The following is a 17,231-nucleotide window of genomic DNA, read 5'->3' as shown; positions in this document are numbered from 1 at the left end:
GATTTAAGCACACAAAGGGGGAAGTGCTTAGTTATTATGAAACCTAAATTACGAATGATGAAAATGCATTGGGTAGGGGCAGCAGTACTGTTGTCACTTTATACGTCATCAGGCTGGGCCTTTTCTATCGACGATGTCGCAAAACAGGCGCAATCCCTGGCTGGCAAGAGCTATGAAGCACCCAAAAGCAATCTGCCCTCGCTGTTCCGCGATATGAAGTATGCGGACTATCAACAAATTCAGTTCAACCATGATAAAGCTTACTGGAACAAGACCAACACACCGTTCAAGCTTGAGTTCTATCATCAGGGGATGTATTTCGACACGCCGGTAACCATCAACGAAGTGACCGCGACCGCCGTGCATCAGATTAAGTACAGCCCGGACTACTTCAACTTCGGCAACATTCAGCACGACAAAGATACCGTTAAGGATCTCGGCTTTGCCGGTTTCAAAGTGCTTTACCCCATCAATAGCAAAGATAAAAACGACGAAATCGTCAGCATGCTGGGCGCGAGCTACTTCCGCGTGATTGGCGCGGGCCAGGTCTATGGTCTCTCCGCGCGCGGGCTGGCGATCGATACGGCGCTGCCTTCCGGCGAAGAGTTCCCGCGCTTTAAGGAGTTCTGGATTGAGCGTCCGAAACCGACCGACAAGCGTCTGACCATCTATGCGCTGCTCGACTCCCCGCGTGCTACCGGCGCCTACCGTTTTGTCATTATTCCGGGCCGCGACAGCGTGGTTGATGTCCAGTCTAAAGTCTACCTGCGTGACAAAGTGGGCAAACTGGGCGTTGCGCCGCTGACCAGTATGTTCCTGTTCGGGCCGTCACAGCCCTCGCCGGCAATCAACTACCGTCCTGAGCTGCATGACTCCAACGGTCTGTCGATGCTGGCCGGCAACGGCGAGTGGATCTGGCGTCCGCTGAATAACCCGAAACACCTGGCCGTCAGCAGCTATGCGATGGAAAACCCGCAGGGCTTCGGTCTGCTGCAGCGTGGCCGTGAGTTCTCCCGTTTCGAAGATATCGATGACCGCTACGACCAGCGCCCGAGCGCGTGGGTCACGCCGAAAGGCGAGTGGGGCAAAGGGAAAGTTGAGCTGGTGGAAATCCCGACCAACGACGAAACCAACGACAACATCGTTGCCTACTGGACACCGGATCAGCTGCCGGAGCCGGGCAAAGAGATGAACTTCAAGTACACCATCACCTTTAGCCGTGACGAAGATAAACTGCATGCGCCGGATAATGCCTGGGTTAAGCAGACTCGTCGTTCAACGGGTGATGTGAAGCAGTCCAACCTTATCCGCCAGCCGGACGGTACCATCGCGTTCGTGATCGACTTCACCGGCCAGGATATGAAAAAACTGCCGCAGGATACGCCGGTAACGGCGCAGGCGAGCATTGGCGATAACGGTGAGATCGTTGAAAACGCCGTTCGCTATAATCCAGTGACCCAAGGTTGGCGTTTGACGCTGCGCGTGAAGGTCAAAGATCCGAAGAAAACCACGGATATGCGCGCGGCGCTGGTCAACGCCGATCAGCCCCTGAGTGAAACCTGGAGCTATCAGCTACCTGCCAATGAATAAGATAACTGAGTATATCGACGCGCTGCCGCTCCCCGAGGAGCGGAAAGCAGCGCTGCCGACGGATTCGATTCGCGGCGTGCATGAAGCGCTGGACGCGGAGCACACGGACTGGAAGCGTGAAGATGACACGCCGCTGGGATCGGTGACCGCGCGGCTGGAAAACAGCTGGCCGGATTCGCTGGCGCAAGGGCAACTGGCGAAGGACGACGAGGGACGCGCGCAGCTGCAGGCGATGCCGAAAGCCAAACGCTCCTCGATGTTCCCGGATCCCTGGCGCACCAACCCCCTTGGTCGCTTCTGGGATCGCCTGCGCGGTCGTGAGGTTCTGCCGCGCTATATGTCGCGTCTGACCAAAGAGGAGCAGGTTCGCGAGGAGAAGTGGCGCACCGTTGGCTCTATCCGCCGCTATATCCTGCTCGTGCTGACGATTGCGCAGACGGTGGTTGCGACCTGGTACATGAAAACCATCCTGCCTTATCAGGGCTGGGCGCTGATCAACCCTGCCGATATGGCAGGCCAGGATCTGTGGGTCTCCTTTATGCAGCTCCTGCCTTACGTGTTGCAGACCGGGATCCTGATCCTCTTCGCCGTCCTCTTCTGCTGGGTCTCGGCCGGCTTCTGGACGGCGTTGATGGGCTTCTTGCAACTGCTGATTGGGCGGGATAAATACAGTATTTCCGCCTCGACAGTGGGCGATGAACCGCTTAACCCGGAACATCGCACGGCGCTGATCATGCCTATCTGTAACGAAGACGTCGATCGCGTCTTCGCCGGCCTGCGCGCCACCTGGGAGTCGGTGAAAGCCACCGGGCAGCAGAAGCACTTCGACGTCTATATCCTGAGTGATAGCTACAATCCGGATATCTGCGTTGCGGAGCAAAAAGCCTGGATGGAGCTGATTGCCGAAGTGCAGGGCGAAGGGCAGATCTTCTATCGTCGTCGTCGTCGTCGCGTGAAACGTAAGAGCGGCAACATCGATGACTTCTGCCGTCGCTGGGGCAGCCAGTACAGCTACATGGTGGTGCTGGATGCGGACTCGGTGATGACCGGTGACTGCCTGACCGGGCTGGTGCGCCTGATGGAAGCCAACCCGAACGCCGGTATTATCCAGTCTTCGCCGCGCGCGTCCGGTATGGACACGCTCTATGCGCGCTGCCAGCAGTTTGCAACCCGCGTCTATGGCCCGCTCTTTACCGCCGGTCTGCACTTCTGGCAGTTAGGGGAGTCCCACTACTGGGGGCATAACGCGATTATCCGCGTGCAGCCGTTTATCGAGCACTGTGCGCTGGCACCGCTGCCGGGTGAAGGCTCGTTTGCAGGCTCCATCCTCTCCCACGACTTTGTGGAAGCTGCGCTGATGCGCCGCGCCGGTTGGGGGGTGTGGATTGCCTACGATCTGCCTGGCTCCTATGAAGAACTGCCGCCGAACCTGCTTGATGAGCTGAAACGCGACCGCCGCTGGTGCCACGGGAACCTGATGAACTTCCGTCTGTTCCTGGTAAAAGGGATGCACCCGGTTCACCGCGCGGTGTTCCTGACCGGCGTGATGTCCTATCTCTCGGCACCGCTGTGGTTTATGTTCCTCGCGCTCTCGACGGCGCTGCAGGTGGTGCATGCGCTGACCGAGCCGCAGTACTTCCTGCAACCGCGCCAGCTCTTCCCGGTCTGGCCGCAGTGGCGTCCGGAACTGGCTATCGCGCTGTTTGCCTCGACCATGGTGCTGCTCTTCCTGCCGAAGCTGCTGAGTATCATCCTTGTCTGGTGCAAAGGGCCGAAAGAGTACGGTGGTTTCTTCCGCGTCACGCTGTCGCTGCTGCTGGAAGTGCTCTTCTCCGTGCTGCTGGCGCCGGTACGTATGCTGTTCCACACGGTGTTCGTGGTTAGCGCGTTCCTCGGCTGGGAAGTGGTATGGAACTCGCCGCAGCGTGATGATGACTCCACTCCGTGGGGTGAAGCCTTTATGCGTCACGGCTCGCAGCTGCTGCTGGGCCTGGTGTGGGCAGTGGGGATGGCGTGGCTGGATCTGCGCTTCCTCTTCTGGCTGGCACCGATCGTCTTCTCGCTGATCCTCTCGCCGTTTGTGTCGGTGATCTCGAGCCGCTCAACGGTCGGTCTGCGCACCAAGCGCTGGAAGCTGTTCCTGATCCCGGAAGAGTACTCTCCGCCGCAGGTGCTGGTCGATACCGATCGCTATCTGGAGCTGAACCGCTCACGCTCGCTGGAAGATGGGTTTATGCACGCCGTGTTTAACCCCTCCTTCAACGCGCTGGCGACAGCGATGGCGACCGCGCGTCACCGTGCCAGTAACGTGCTGGAGATTGCCCGCGACCGTCACGTTGAGCAGGCGCTGAATGAAACGCCTGAGAAGCTCAACCGCGATCGTCGTCTGGTGCTGTTAAGCGACCCGGTCACGCTCTCGCGCCTGCACTATCGCGTCTGGGAATCACCAGAGCGATATTTGTCCTGGGTGAAGCACTACGAAACGTTGTCGCTTAATCCACTGGCGCTGAAGGCGAAATAAGCCATCATTAAGAAAATACCGGCATTAGCCGGTATTTTTTTATCTGCATAATCAGAAGGGGAACGCGGTGAGAGTGATGCTGGTGGTTGTCATGGTGTGCGTATTAAGCGGTTGCGGCAGTATTGTCAGCCGGACAATCCCAGGCCAGGGCCACGGGAATCAGTACTATCCCGGCGTGCAGTGGGACGTACGTGACTCCTCATGGCGTTTCCTGACCGTGCTGGATCTGCCGCTCTCGCTGGTGTTCGACACCCTGCTACTGCCGATAGACGCCCAGCACGGCCCCTACGAGTAATTAACGCTCATCCCACTCATCTGCCGCAGCCTGACCCTCTTCGGTGTCCAGCGGCGGCTCGAGCTGGAATTCGCCCTCATCCCACTCGTGCAGGGTGTTCTCTTCCAGCCACTCCTGACGGATCTCGATCTCGTCAAAGTCGCCATCAAAGACGCTCTGTGCTGCTTCGCCACTGTACATCGGCAGGCACTCACCCGGTTGCTCTTCGTCGGCAAAAAATTCTGCCTGCCAGACGATATCGCCATCCTGCAGCACATACTTCTGGACATTGAACTGTTGCACATTGAGGTCATCTTCATCGACGTCGGGGTTGTTAGCGATAAACGCTTCGCGCGCCGCGTCAATGGCTTCGGCCAGAGTTGTGTAATAGTTCAGTTCAGAATCAGCCATGTAAAACGCTCCTTGATAACGATATAAGACATGCAGAAATCTATAGTCGCTGGTTATGCCAGCGTCAAACTTCCTCTTCACTTTTATCGCGGCGCAAACCGGCCAAGTGCGCTGCTACCGCGGCGTTATGGCGCTGCAAATGTTCCGGGGTCTGACAGGACGGCTGCTTCATCACAAACGCGGTACGACGAGAGGAGAAGTGAAGATCGTCGGCAAAAAAGTTGCCCCGCATCCTGCTAAGCTCCTCCCGGCGATACGCATCCAGGGGACGTCCGCGGCGCATCGCCTCCTGCGCGCGCGCTTTTGCCTTGAGTGAATCGGGCAGGGCGGCAGACGCAATCATCGCGCAGGCATGGCTTATCACCGTCTCAAGAAACGCCTCGTGCGGGATATCAAGCACCGAGTCGACGAGGCCGAGTGCCGCCGCCTGCCTGGCGCTAATCGGCAGGCAATTCTCACTCAGCGCCACCGCCGCTTCAGCGTCCGCGCGCCACGGTAGCGTTAAGGTCCAGAACTCCGACCCGTGCAGCCCCATGGTTTTGTAATGCGGATTAATCACCACGCCCGCCCGCATAAATACGCGATCGGCCGCCAGCATCAGCATCGCGCCGCCCGCGCCGGCATTGGCATTGACCGCGCTTATCACCAGCTTGTCGCGACAGGTGAGGATCGCTTCGGCAAAGTCATCGATCGCGTTGATCGACGCCCATCCCTCTTCGGCAGGGTTAGCCGCCACATGAATGGAGTTAAGCTCAATGCCGTTTGACCAGAAATCATCCCCACCGGCGAGCACAATGGCATCCACGCTGCTATCTCCGGCAACGCGCGCAAAGAGCGCGGTGAGGTTCTGCGAATCACGGACGGTAAATGCGCCGTTGAGTAGCGGGAAATGAAGAATGGCGACCCGCCCGCGCGTCTCAAGCCAGGGCTTGTTGAGGTGCTGCGCATCGAGTACCGGCAGCGAAGCGCACGCTGCGAGTTCGTCCCGCAGCGCTACCGCGGCGGGAAGTTTGACCTGCGCACAGGCGTGCTTGTCACTGCGGCGCAGGTGACCGATCCACAGCGCGCCATCGAGGGTTGCCACACAGAGCGCATCGCCGTCGCGGGCAAAAATCTCTCCGACGTGCCCACGTCGGCTGGCAACAGTTGCCTCAGCCTGCCAGGCATTAAATACCCGCACCGGCACGCCTGCTAACTGTGTCGGCGCACCGGGCAGGCTGTCGCTGGCGCGGATTTTACGCAGCAGCAGGTCGGTGGGATCGCACTGCCAGTCAAGGGTGCGCGCGCTTATCGGCAGCGCTGCTCTCTCACGGCCGCGCGTTGTGGCGCGGTCATAATCAAGGGGATCGCCATGCTGCTGGCCTTGCTGTAACTTCGCGATCAGCTCCCACAAACAGGCGACGGCAGCATCGGTAACCAGATGGCGGTAAATACGGCTTTTCGCCATCGGAGGCAGGGGGAAGGTACGCGTCGCCCAGATGTCGCCCGCATCCATTACCGCGTTGGCTTCCAGCAGGGTTACACCCCATTCGTGCCACCCTTCAAGGATGGCCCAGTCAAGGGAGCTGGGGCCGCGGTCGCCGACAATACCCGGGTGCAGGATAAAGCATCGGAAGCGTTGCCAGATGCAGTCAGGGATAGCCCGTTTCAGAAACGGTGCGACGATAATGTCAGGCGGGTTCGTCGCCAGCCGCTGTTCAAGCGCGTCATCACCGGTAAACACCTCAACGGTAACCTGATGACCGGCATCGGCGAGTTCGACAAAAAAACGTTGTGACAGGCCATTAAAGGCGCTGCAAAGCAGAAAAATATGCATGACTTTCCATCCTGGAAAAGGTGTTCCGGTAGGGGATTACTCACCCACTATTTTTTTTCAGGCCATGGGATAAAACAAGCAGAGCGGCGGTGATGCTGCCAGGCAACTTCTCGCCCAGGCGTGAAAACTCTGAATCTGGCCTGTCGCATTCAGCTTCACACGCGGAGCAGGCTCCGCGTGTGAATAGAGAATTACGATTTTTTCTCTGCGCTATCGTAGACCTTCTCCCCGGCAAACCAGGTCTCGGCAATTTTCCAGTTACGAATATCCTGTGGCACCGGATCCTTGATCTTGCCGTCAACAATGGCGAAATCAGCCCACTTACCGACGGTAATCGAGCCAATCTCTTTATCCCAGCCGCTGATTTTGGCCGGTGCCATGGTGTAGGCATAAAGCGCTTCGTCGAAGGTAAGGGCGTTTTCGCCATACCACACTTTGCCCTCTTTCAGACGTAACACGGCGTCGCCCAACTGCGTCATCGGGCTCTCTTTTGCCGTTGGCCAGTCGCTACCGAACACCAGGTTTCCACCCGCCGTCAGCAGTGATTGCCAGGCGTAACCGCGCTTCAGGCGCTCGTTACCCAGCCGCGTCTCGAGGAAGTTAGGGGCAATGGCATGATCGGGCTGCATCGACGGCACAATGCCGTTCTGCGCGAACTTCTCGATATTGGCGTACTTCGTCAGCTCAATATGTTCGATACGGTTAATTTTATCCTTGCCTTGCGGACTGTTGCGGAACGCCTCGAGCGCCATGGTCACGGCATTATCGCCGATGGCATGAACGGCAACCGGGAAGCCATACTGGTGAGAACGCTGCACCATCTCGTTCATCTTCTCCTGCGTATAGAGCGGGGTGCCGAAGTAGTGATCGTGCCGATCGGAGTAGTGCTCATGCAGGGCGGCGGTGTGGTTCATCAGGGTGCCGTCCATAAAATATTTATGGTAGCCATAGCGGAACTGCGGCCCTTTACCCAACGCTTTCTCTTTATCGGCGGCAAAGGCATTCATCTCTTTCTGCTTGCCGGCCTGCGCCTTCCAGGCTTGTTCACCGCTATTCTCTTCGCTGGTATCCACCATATAGCCGTACCAGATGCGCATCGGGAAGCTGCCTTTTTTCAGCATATCGGTGTAGATGTCGCCCGAGTTGGTCCACATATCGTGCGCGCCGGTGACGCCGAGGCTGTTGAAATGCGCCATCACTTTGCGCAAGCCCTCACTTTTATCTCCCTGCGCGGCGATCACTTTTGGTGAGCGGTTGTAGAGATCAAGGGCATTCTCCAGCAGGATCCCGGTCGCTTTGCCGTTTTTATCCCGCTGGATCGTCCCGCCGACCGGATCGGGCGTCTTATCGGTGATCTCCAGCTCTGCCAGCGCTTTGCTGTTCAGCCACATGGTGTGGTAGTCGACGTCCACCAGCGCGACCGGGTTATCAGGCGCGACTTTGTCGAGCTCGGCTGCCGTGGGTAGCGTCTTCTCTGCGGTTAAGGTGGCGTCCCAGCGCCCGCCGAAGATCCAGCTACCCTTCGGTTGGGCATCCACTTTTTCCTTGATCATCTTCAGCCACGTCTGTTTGCTGCTGACACCAAACAGGTCGACCCCGTTAATGAGATCGATCCCGGCAATCAGGTGCGTGTGGGCATCAATCAGCCCTGGGATCACCGTTTTACCCTTAGCGTCGATCATTTTCGTCTTATCGCTTTGCAGCAGCTTGATATAGTGCGGGCTGCCCACCGCGATAAATTTGCCATCTTTAATCGCCAGCGCCTGCGCGCGCGGTTTGGCGGCATCGGAAGTGCGGATATCGGCATTCATAATAATGATATCGGCAGGGGTCGGCCGGTCATTGGGATCGTTAGGCACATCCTTTGCCGCTGTAGCGTTAAGTGAGGTGCTAATTAATGCCGATAACAGACTCACTTTGATAATTTTCTGTAGCGTACCCGTAGGTTTAAATAAACCCATATTGCGTTCTCCATTTAAAAGGCGGGAATAATAACGTGCGCCGCGATAATAAGCACAAGCGAATAGCGATACAAATGGGCCACCAAAGAAATAACCGCAATAATGGGGTGCTGTGGCAATAATAAAGCGCTCTCGCCGGCAAAAAGTCCTGTTTATGCAACAGATGACATTTATTTAAAGATAAATCACGCATCCTTTCTTAAGGTGGTTTTTGTTTACTTATAAGTAAGAGCTTAAAAAATGTGGTTTATTGACAATTAATAACGTCATTTGACGCTATTTAGTTATTTGCTTTTCATTTTGTAATTATCTTTATTGGCATGTTAATAGCGCCTTATTAACCCTCTGCAAGAGCGGATTAAAAGTGACCCACATCAATGTGTTGCCATCAGAAAGTGCTTAAACCTGAACCTGTAGGATGAGCAGTGGACCCGCTGGCGTCAGGCTCATCACAATAATGAGAAGAGGTAAGGACGTAAAAGCATGAAAAAAACCGATCTGGTTATTGAGAATAAAGCGCTCTGCGCATTTGTTGCCGCTGCGGAAACGGGAAGTTTCCTGCAAGCGGGGCAACGGATGAATCGCTCGAAATCAACAATTAGCCGCTGGATAAAAGAGCTGGAAGATATTCTCGGCTACCCCTTATTTCACACCCGTGGGAATGGATCGGTGGTCAAAATTAACAGCAACGGCAAGCGACTGTTGCCAAAAGCACAATCAATGGTAAATAGCTGGCAGCGGCTGGAGGCCTTCTCCTTATCATTACAAACACGCCGCGAACCGGAAATAGTGCGGCTGGCCTTTAATGAACTGATCCCGGCAGACGTGGTGTCCGATATTTTGCTCGCCGTGAAGGCAGCCTATCCGCAGATGCTGCTGCACGTTATCCATACGGATTTATATGACACCGAGGCGAGCTTACGCGCTAAGCGCGTTGATTACGTGCTGGGGCTGCATTTACCGGTTATGCCCTGCGGGCTGCAGGGCTGTGTGGTGGGCGATCTGCAAACCATGCTTATTGCCCATCCCCAGCACTGGCTGGCGAAGCAGCGCCATATTGATGCCTTTCAACTGGATGGCGAGACGCTCATCTATCCCGCCTTTCCGGATGAAAATAATGACCATCGCTATCCGCTGCACGCCCCGGCGGAGGCTATGCTGGTGACGGATTACACGTTGAGCGCAATGCTGGCGAAAAAGGGGCTTGGCATCGCCTGCGTGCCGGATCATATTGCGCGCCCGGAGCTGTTGGCGAAGCGAGTGGTCGCCCTTGATGTCAATAATGATGAATTTAATAACCTGCATTCGCTGATGTTATTCTGGCGCGAAAGCGAGGATGACGCGGCGCTGCGATCGCTGATTGTTGGCAGCTTAAAAGAGTGGTTTGGTTATTGCTAAGTGCGCGGGGACTATTCTGCCGCCAGGCAGATGATTCTGCGCTGAAGAACATTTTGCTTTTGAGATTTGCCTGAAGGTTATGCAAAAAGACGGAAATGTAATGCCAACGTTATATTTTCTGGCGCAGCGGTTTATAATCACCGCTTGCAAAGGTTACCCATAATCTGAGTCGGGTGTGCCACACGCGTCGTTAGCGAATTATTTATCTAAGGGATGGAGACAAGGTGTCAGTGACGATGATTTCGCGCGCAGGAGCAAGGCTGTGAAAGGGATCGCAAAACGTCTGCGCGGGGCCGCGCTCATGCTCTGCTGCTTACTCTCCGGCTGCGGCTTGCCGCCCGCTATCCCGATTCTGGGCGCGTCATTTCCTGCCTGGTTCTTCTGTTTTATCGCCGCCGCGCTGCTGCTTATCCCGTGTCATCTGCTGATTGTGCGTAAAGGCTGGCAGGCGCGTTTTTCGCCGCTGGTTATAAGCTATCTGGCTCTGCTGTTTCTCTTTGCCGCGCTTTTCTGGTTCTTACTTTTTTAGATATGAAGGCCTATGACTGATTCCAGCTCAACGCTGTTACGGAAAAAGTGGCCGCTGCTGCTCATCGTGATTGGCGCTATCGTGGCGCTAATTGCGGTGATCTGGCATCTGCAGACTTCTCCGCAAACCAACGATGCCTATGTCTACACCGATACGATCGATGTCGTGCCGGAAGTGACGGGGCGCATTGTCGAGATGCCTGTACGCGACAACCAGCGCGTGAAAAAAGGCGATCTGCTGTTCCGCATCGATCCGCGACCTTACCAGGCGATGCTGGCGGATGCGAAATCGCGGCTGGCGGCGCTCGATGCGCAAATCACCCTGACCGGGCGCACCATCAAAGCGCAGGAGTATAACGCGCAGTCTGTTGCCGCCGCGGTGGCGCGCTCGCAGGCGCTGGTCGATCAGACCCGCTCAACGCGCAGCCGCCTGGAGCCGCTGGTGCCGCAAGGGTTCGCTTCGCAGGAGGAGCTGGATCAGGCGCGCACGGCAGAGAAAGCTGCCCGCTCTGAGCTTGCCGCGATCCAACTTCAGGCCAGCCAGGCAGCCTCCGCCGTGCTTGGCGTCGATGCGATGGTCGCTCAGCGGGAAGGGGCGCTGGCGCAGATTGCGCTGGCGGAGCTGCATCTGGAGTTTACCGAGGTGCGCGCGCCCTTCAACGGCGTGGTGGTGGCGCTGAAAACCACGGTCGGCCAGTACGCCTCGGCGTTAAAGCCGGTCTTTACGCTGATGGATGACGACCGCTGGTATGTGGTGGCCAATTTCCGCGAGACCGATCTGCAAGGCATTCGCGCCGGCACACCGGCAGAGATCACCGTAATGACCGACCACAGCCAGCGCTTTAGCGGCCGCGTCGAGTCGGTCGGGTTTGGCGTGCTGCCGGAGGGCGGAACGGTGATTGGCGGCTTACCGATTGTGCCGAAAAGCATCAACTGGGTGCATGTCTCGCAGCGCTTCCCGGTAAAAATCGCCGTTGAGCACCCCGATCCGGCGCTGTTCCGCATGGGCGCTTCCGCAAGCGTTACCCTCAAACCGCAGTGAGCATCGGGATGGAGCGCGCCTGGGGTTATCTGCAAAAAGAGCTGCGCGCCACGCCGGGGCGGGGCAACTACACCCTGCGTATGACCCTCAGCTGCGCGATCCTGATTGCGATGTTTATGAGCCTGCAGATCCCCTTTCTGGCGATAGCCCTGATCGTCGTTTTCTATGTCAGCCAGCCTAACGTAGTGATGATTTCGCTGGTCAGCGTCGCCTTTATGCTGGTGGTGACGCTGGTGCTGGGCGGCGTGCTGCTGATTATCAAGTGGACCTATGACTATCCACTGTTGCGCCTTGTCGCCTCGGTGCTGCTCTTCTCCGTCGCCGTCTATCTGATGCGCATTATGGGCAAGCTGGGGCTGGCCTTTTTTGTCGTGGCGCTGGCGGTGATCTATGCGCAAACTTTTCCCTCCATGACCGGGCAGAGCGAGATCCTCGTGCGCCTGCTGCTGTGGCTGTGGGTGGCGATCAACAGCGCCATTGTGGTGACGCTGCTGGTCAATGCCTGTTTTGCACAGGCGTTTCCTGGCTGGCAGTTCAAAAGCGCGCTCGCCGCGATGCTGCGCCAGACGGCGACCTGCCTGCTGCAAACCGATGCTGACGCCCTCGAACAGACTCGACCCACCTTTAGCGCCATTGCCCGCCAGGTTGCGCAACTGCACACGCTATTTAAGCTGGCGCGGCTCTCCAGCACGGAAATTGCTGATAATCAGCAGAAGTGGCAGAGCGTGATGGCGTTTACGCTACGCAGTTATCAACTGATTGCGCTCCTGCAACCCGGTGCGCCTGATGCGGCGCGGCGGCCGCTTGCCGATGCGCTGTTTGCACTGGCGCAGCAGGTGGAGGAGGGCAAGCTGCCGCCTGGGCAACAGAGTTGCGATCCCGTTGACAGTAAGCATGATGTGATTGTGCGCGAGATAGCCGCGCTGCTGGCCTCGCTTCAGCGCGGAGAAACCGTTGCTTTGCCGCCCGGCGAGGGGGAGAAGATAGCGCTAATGCCGCCGGATGCCTGGCGCAACCCGGCCTATCTGCACTTCACTTTGAAAACCGTGCTGGCCACGCTGATCTGCTACGTCTTCTATACCGCAACGGACTGGCAGGGCATCCACACTATTATGCTGAGCTGCGTGATTGTGGCGCAGCCGGGGCTTGGCGCGACGATGCAGAAGATCGCGCTGCGCATTGGCGGTGCGCTGCTGGCAACCCTGCTGGCGCTGCTGCTGATCGTCTTTATTCAACCGTGGACAGAGTCGCTGGTCGGCCTGCTGGGGATGGCGCTGCCGGTGATGGCGCTGGCCGCCTGGCTGGCAGGTGGTTCAGAGCGCATTGCCTACGCCGGGATCCAGCTGGGTTTTACCTTCGCGCTGGCCTTTTTAAGCTGGTTTGGCCCGCTCACCAACCTGACCGAGCTTCGCGACCGGGTGATCGGCATCCTGCTCGGCGTACTGGTCTCGTCGCTGATCCACCTCTATTTATGGCCGGACAGCGAAGCGCCGCAGCTCAAAGCCAGCCTCGCGCGCCTCTACCGGCGCATTGCCGGGCTGTTGCGGGCGAAAGATCGGGAATCCACGACACCAATGCTGTTTGCGAGCCTGACCGAGAGCGATGCGCTGCTTAACCGTGTTGCCGCCGAGCCGCTCAACACCTGGGCGCATCCCCATGCAGAAGCGAAAGCCTGGCCGCGCGGCGAGACCTTTGCCAGCGCGCAGGAGCTGGTGCGCCTGAGCGAAGGCTATCGCCTCTATGCCGCAGCGGACGATCCCTTTTTGCCCCGCTGCGCGGAGTATGTTGAGGCCTACGCCGCGGCTATCGATCATGCGCAGCCGAAGCCGGATCTGAAGACACTGCGCGCCGATGCAGCAAACCCCTATGGCCCGCCGCTGATGCAGGTGCTCTCCAGCCTGCCGGCGTGGTCATCCCCCTTTTCACTGAGTTCGCGACAGGCAGAGTAAGGTATGCGCGCAAAAATGATCTCTTCGCGTTTTCGCTGCGGCACGCTGGCCGCATTTGGCCTGCTGCTGTTATCGGGTTGTGCGCTGGTGCAGGACGATCCGGGGCAGGTGACCATCGTCAACCCGCAGAAGGCGCAACTGGCGCAGGCGATCCATCTGGCGAACAGCGGCTGGCCCGCGGCACGCTGGTGGGAAAACTATCACGATCGCCAGCTAACCATGCTGGTCAACCGCGCGTTGCAAAACTCGCCCACTATGCAGGCGGCGCGGCTACGCGTCGGCCAGTCGCAGTCGACGGTGGCGCTGGCGCAGTCGGCAATGGGCGTGCAGGCTGGGGCCGTTGCAGCGCAAAACTACATGCGCGTGTCGGACAAGGAAGCGAAAGCGACCTGGCCCTACGCCTACTCGCTGCCGGTTGATAAACAGGGGCCGTGGTACACGATGAATACGGTCGGCGTTGGCGCATCGCTCAATCTCGATCTCTGGGGTTCGGATCGCGCGCGCGTGGCGGCCGCGATTGGTGAGCAGAATGCGAGGCTTGCTGAGACGGCGGCGATTGAGCTGGATATCGCCAGCAGCGTTGCTCAGCTCTACTTTGCGATGCAGGCGACTTTCGCGCGCATCGCACTGCTCAATGAGCAGCAAGAGATTGCCCGCTTCTCCGAGCAGGCGCACCAGCAGCGCGCGGCGCGCGGGCTTGAAGATAGTGTTGATCTCGCCGGTGCGCAGGCTGAACGGCTGGCGGCGCAGCAACAGCTGGTGGAAGCGAACGGCGCGTTAACCCGCTACCGCGAGACCCTGCGGGCGCTGATTGGCGCGGACGCGCAGAGCATGCCTGACATTCATCCGGTGGCGCTGCCGCAATTGCAGCAGACGCTGCCCGCGTCGCTCTCCTTCGAACTGCTGGCGCGCCGCCCCGATCTGCAGGCGCTGCGCGGGTATGTTACTGCCACCATGAGCCAGGTGGACTCAGCGAAGGCAGCGTTTTACCCGCACTTTGATATCAAAGCTTTCTGGGGTTACAACGCCTTTGATGTCGGCGATCTCTTTCGCTACTCCTTCCAGCAGCTCAATATTCTGCCTGCGCTCACTTTGCCGCTGTTTGACGGCGGGCGGTTAAATGCCCACCTGAAATCAGTCCGTACCGCCAGCAACATCCTGATCAAACAGTACAACCAGGCAGTGCTCGACGCGGTGCGCGATGTGGCGATCACCTCCAGCCAGCTTAACGATCTCAACCAGATGGTGGCGATGCAGCAGGAGAAAGTGCGTGCGGCGATGACGGCAACCAATAGCGCGGCGGCCCATTACCAGCGCGGGCTGCTGAGCCGCTTCAGGGCGCAGGAGGCGCGTCGTTTAGCGCTGGCGCAACAGCTTCTGCTGCTCGATATGCAGGCGCAGCAGCTCAGTACTGATATCACGCTGATTAAAGCGCTGGGCGGCGGTTACCGTAACGAGAACGAAAAGGGTGAGGAGAAGCCGTAACAGAGGCGACTCCGCCCGTGGTTTACAGGCGGAGCAGGGTGGTTAGTAGCGGGAAGGCACGCCCTGCGGGCGGGTTTTAAAGCGGCGATGCAGCCACATATATTGCTCGGGCGCCATCATAATGCAGCGCTCAACCACTTTGTTCATCCATGCGGCGGTGGTTTCGGCATCGTCCAGCGGCGGTGAGCACTCCGGCTCAAGCATAATCAGCTCATACCCTTTGCCACCGGGTTTGCGGCGCGGCACAAACGGCACCACGCAGGCTTGCGACATGCGCGCCAGCATCCAGGTACCGGAGGTGGAGGCAGCCTGATCAACGGCGAAGAAGGGGACGAAGACGCTGGCGCGCGGGCCGTAGTCATGATCCGGCGCGTACCACACCACTTCACCCGCTTTCAGTGCGCGGATCATCCCTTTCAGATCTTTACGGTCAATCATGCTTTTATTGGAGCGCATGCGCCCCCAGGTTTGCAGCAGATCGATAACCGGGTTGTCATTCGGGCGGTAGACGCCGATGCCCGGCTCATTCAGACCAAACATCCGCGCGCCAATCTCCAGCGTCAGGAAGTGCACGCCAATCAGCAGAATGCCGCGGCCCTGCGCCTGTACGTTACGCACATGTTCGAAATGGGAGACATCCATCCAGCGGCGCATGCGGCGATCGGACCAGAACCAGGCCATGCCGGTTTCAATCAGCCCCATGCCGACGGACTCAAAATTTTTCGCCACCATTTTCTGCCGCTCCTCCTCGCTCATCTGCGGGAAGCAGAGCGTCAGGTTGCGGTGCGCAATGTGTGCGCGGCGTTTCATCACGCGCAGTGCAAGGTGGCCAAGCGCGCAGCCTAAGCGGTAAAGGAGCGGATAGGGAAGTTGAACCACCAACCACAGCACGCCGATCCCGAACCAGGTTGCCCAGTAGCGGGGGTGCAGCAGCGATGCCGAAAATTTGGGTAAATGCGTCATGACTGTCCTGTGTATAGCTACAATGGCCTGTATTCTCGCATTTTTTTTGAATTTCGCAAAAACCAGGGGGTGGAGCCGCGTTCCATAAGCGCAACGCGCATTACAGTGTGAAATGAATGGGTTGAAATGTAGCGCAAAATGTGGGGATGTAAATTAACACTATTTGCTTTATGATGCCGCCCGTTTTTCACTCTCCACTCTGCAGGATACGTACACCATGCCAGTGTTACACAACCGCATCTCCAATGATGAACTGAAAGCCCGCATGCTCGCTGAAACCGAGCCACGCGTCACCGTCTCGTTTTACAAATACTTCACCATTGTGAACCCGCAGGCGACGCGCGATGCGCTCTACCAGACCCTGTCGCAGCTGAGCGTCTTTGGGCGCATCTACCTCGCCCATGAAGGGATCAATGCACAGATCAGCGTGCCGCAGAGCAAATTCGAGGCGTTTCGCGAAGCGCTCTATACCTTCGATCCGGCGCTGGATGGGCTGCGTCTGAATATCGCCATTGATGATGACGGTAAATCCTTCTGGGTGCTGCGCATGAAGGTGCGCGACCGCATCGTGGCGGACGGCATTGAGGATGAGACTTTTGATGCCAGCGACGTTGGGGATTACCTGAAAGCGGCGGAAGTGAACGCCATGCTCGACGATCCTGACGCGGTGTTTATCGATATGCGCAACCACTACGAATATGAAGTGGGCCACTTCGACGGTGCGATGGAAATTCCGGCCGACACCTTCCGCGAGCAGTTGCCGAAAGCGGTTGAGATGATGCAGGAACACAAAGATAAAAAGATTGTCATGTACTGCACCGGCGGGATTCGCTGTGAGAAAGCGAGTGCCTGGATGAAGCATAATGGCTTCAACAAAGTGTGGCATATCGAAGGCGGCATTATCGAGTACGCCCGCCGCGCCCGCGAGCAGGGTCTGCCGGTGCGCTTTATCGGCAAAAACTTTGTCTTCGACGAGCGTATGGGCGAGCGCATCTCCGACGATGTGATTGCGCACTGCCACCAGTGTGGCACGCCGTGCGATGCCCACACCAACTGCCTGAACGATGGCTGTCACCTGCTGTTTATTCAGTGCCCGAGTTGTGCTGAGAAGTTCGACGGTTGCTGCAGCGAGTTGTGCAAAGAGGAGCGCGCGCTGCCGGAAGAGGAGCAGCGTAAACGCCGCGCCGGACGCGAGAATGGTAATAAGATCTTCAATAAATCGCGTGGTCGCCTGAATACCAAACTGGGCATTCCGGACCCGGAATAACGCAGAAGGAGAGGGGAACCCCTCTC

The 17,231-nt window shown here is 57.9% G+C and carries 13 protein-coding genes; 9 read left to right on the top strand and 4 right to left on the bottom strand.

Annotation, left to right across the window (positions count from 1 at the left end):
* The first annotated feature begins 54 nt into the window (after positions 1-54).
* The 3 genes from mdoG to SOM48_RS02505 all read left to right on the top strand — a co-directional run bounded on the left by mdoG (position 55) and on the right by SOM48_RS02505 (position 4,406).
* Positions 55-1,590: a glucans biosynthesis protein MdoG gene (gene mdoG, locus SOM48_RS02515; RefSeq protein ID WP_094420254.1), complete on the top strand. Its 1,536-nt coding sequence runs from the start codon at positions 55-57 to the stop codon at positions 1,588-1,590.
* Complete coding sequence (mdoH, locus tag SOM48_RS02510) at positions 1,583-4,111, top strand: glucans biosynthesis glucosyltransferase MdoH (protein ID WP_076769671.1); 2,529 nt, start codon at positions 1,583-1,585, stop codon at positions 4,109-4,111. The genes mdoG and mdoH overlap by 8 nt, the downstream gene beginning before the upstream one ends.
* Before the next feature lie 76 nt (positions 4,112-4,187).
* On the top strand, positions 4,188-4,406 hold the full coding sequence (locus SOM48_RS02505) for a YceK/YidQ family lipoprotein (protein ID WP_373456967.1): 219 nt from the start codon (positions 4,188-4,190) through the stop codon (positions 4,404-4,406).
* Here SOM48_RS02505 and SOM48_RS02500 read toward each other — a convergent pair whose 3' ends face one another.
* The 3 genes from SOM48_RS02500 to SOM48_RS02490 form a co-directional block, all read right to left on the bottom strand.
* Positions 4,407-4,781 (bottom strand): MysB family protein, encoded by a 375-nt coding sequence (locus SOM48_RS02500; RefSeq protein WP_094193033.1) that lies wholly within the window; start codon positions 4,779-4,781, stop codon positions 4,407-4,409.
* A 79-nt stretch (positions 4,782-4,860) separates the two neighbouring features.
* Positions 4,861-6,612: an enoyl-CoA hydratase-related protein gene (locus SOM48_RS02495; RefSeq protein ID WP_320511372.1), complete on the bottom strand. Its 1,752-nt coding sequence runs from the start codon at positions 6,610-6,612 to the stop codon at positions 4,861-4,863.
* A 191-nt stretch (positions 6,613-6,803) separates the two neighbouring features.
* Positions 6,804-8,573 carry an amidohydrolase gene (locus tag SOM48_RS02490; protein WP_320511371.1) on the bottom strand — a complete coding sequence of 590 codons (1,770 nt, stop codon included), beginning with the start codon at positions 8,571-8,573 and terminating at the stop codon, positions 6,804-6,806.
* A 483-nt stretch (positions 8,574-9,056) separates the two neighbouring features.
* On the opposite strand from SOM48_RS02490, the gene SOM48_RS02485 reads away from it, so the two are divergent.
* The 5 genes from SOM48_RS02485 to SOM48_RS02465 all read left to right on the top strand — a co-directional run bounded on the left by SOM48_RS02485 (position 9,057) and on the right by SOM48_RS02465 (position 14,975).
* On the top strand, positions 9,057-9,971 hold the full coding sequence (locus SOM48_RS02485; RefSeq protein ID WP_320511370.1) for a LysR family transcriptional regulator: 915 nt from the start codon (positions 9,057-9,059) through the stop codon (positions 9,969-9,971).
* A 301-nt stretch (positions 9,972-10,272) separates the two neighbouring features.
* Positions 10,273-10,500, top strand: a complete 228-nt coding sequence (locus SOM48_RS02480) for a YtcA family lipoprotein (RefSeq protein WP_320511460.1) — start codon at positions 10,273-10,275, stop codon at positions 10,498-10,500.
* Between the two features lie 12 nt (positions 10,501-10,512).
* Entirely contained in the window at positions 10,513-11,541 is a 1,029-nt protein-coding gene (gene mdtN / locus SOM48_RS02475; RefSeq protein ID WP_076769674.1) for a multidrug transporter subunit MdtN, read from the top strand.
* Positions 11,542-11,549: 8 nt separating this feature from the next.
* Positions 11,550-13,490, top strand: coding sequence for an FUSC family protein (locus tag SOM48_RS02470; RefSeq protein ID WP_320511369.1), 1,941 nt, complete (start codon positions 11,550-11,552; stop codon positions 13,488-13,490).
* A 3-nt stretch (positions 13,491-13,493) separates the two neighbouring features.
* Positions 13,494-14,975, top strand: coding sequence for an MdtP family multidrug efflux transporter outer membrane subunit (locus tag SOM48_RS02465; protein WP_320511368.1), 1,482 nt, complete (start codon positions 13,494-13,496; stop codon positions 14,973-14,975).
* A gap of 42 nt (positions 14,976-15,017) precedes the next feature.
* Here SOM48_RS02465 and SOM48_RS02460 read toward each other — a convergent pair whose 3' ends face one another.
* Positions 15,018-15,938, bottom strand: coding sequence for a Kdo(2)-lipid IV(A) acyltransferase (locus tag SOM48_RS02460; RefSeq protein WP_076769676.1), 921 nt, complete (start codon positions 15,936-15,938; stop codon positions 15,018-15,020).
* A 217-nt stretch (positions 15,939-16,155) separates the two neighbouring features.
* Between SOM48_RS02460 and trhO the strand changes: the two genes are divergently transcribed.
* Positions 16,156-17,205: an oxygen-dependent tRNA uridine(34) hydroxylase TrhO gene (trhO, locus tag SOM48_RS02455; protein ID WP_042714757.1), complete on the top strand. Its 1,050-nt coding sequence runs from the start codon at positions 16,156-16,158 to the stop codon at positions 17,203-17,205.
* The last annotated feature ends 26 nt before the right edge of the window (positions 17,206-17,231 follow it).

The sequence above is a fragment of the Kosakonia sp. CFBP8986 genome (assembly GCF_034044935.1).
GTDB classification, from domain to species: Bacteria; Pseudomonadota; Gammaproteobacteria; order Enterobacterales; family Enterobacteriaceae; genus Kosakonia; species Kosakonia cowanii.
The sequence above is the reverse complement of the archived record's forward strand: the minus strand, read 5'-3'. Positions and strand labels throughout refer to the sequence as shown.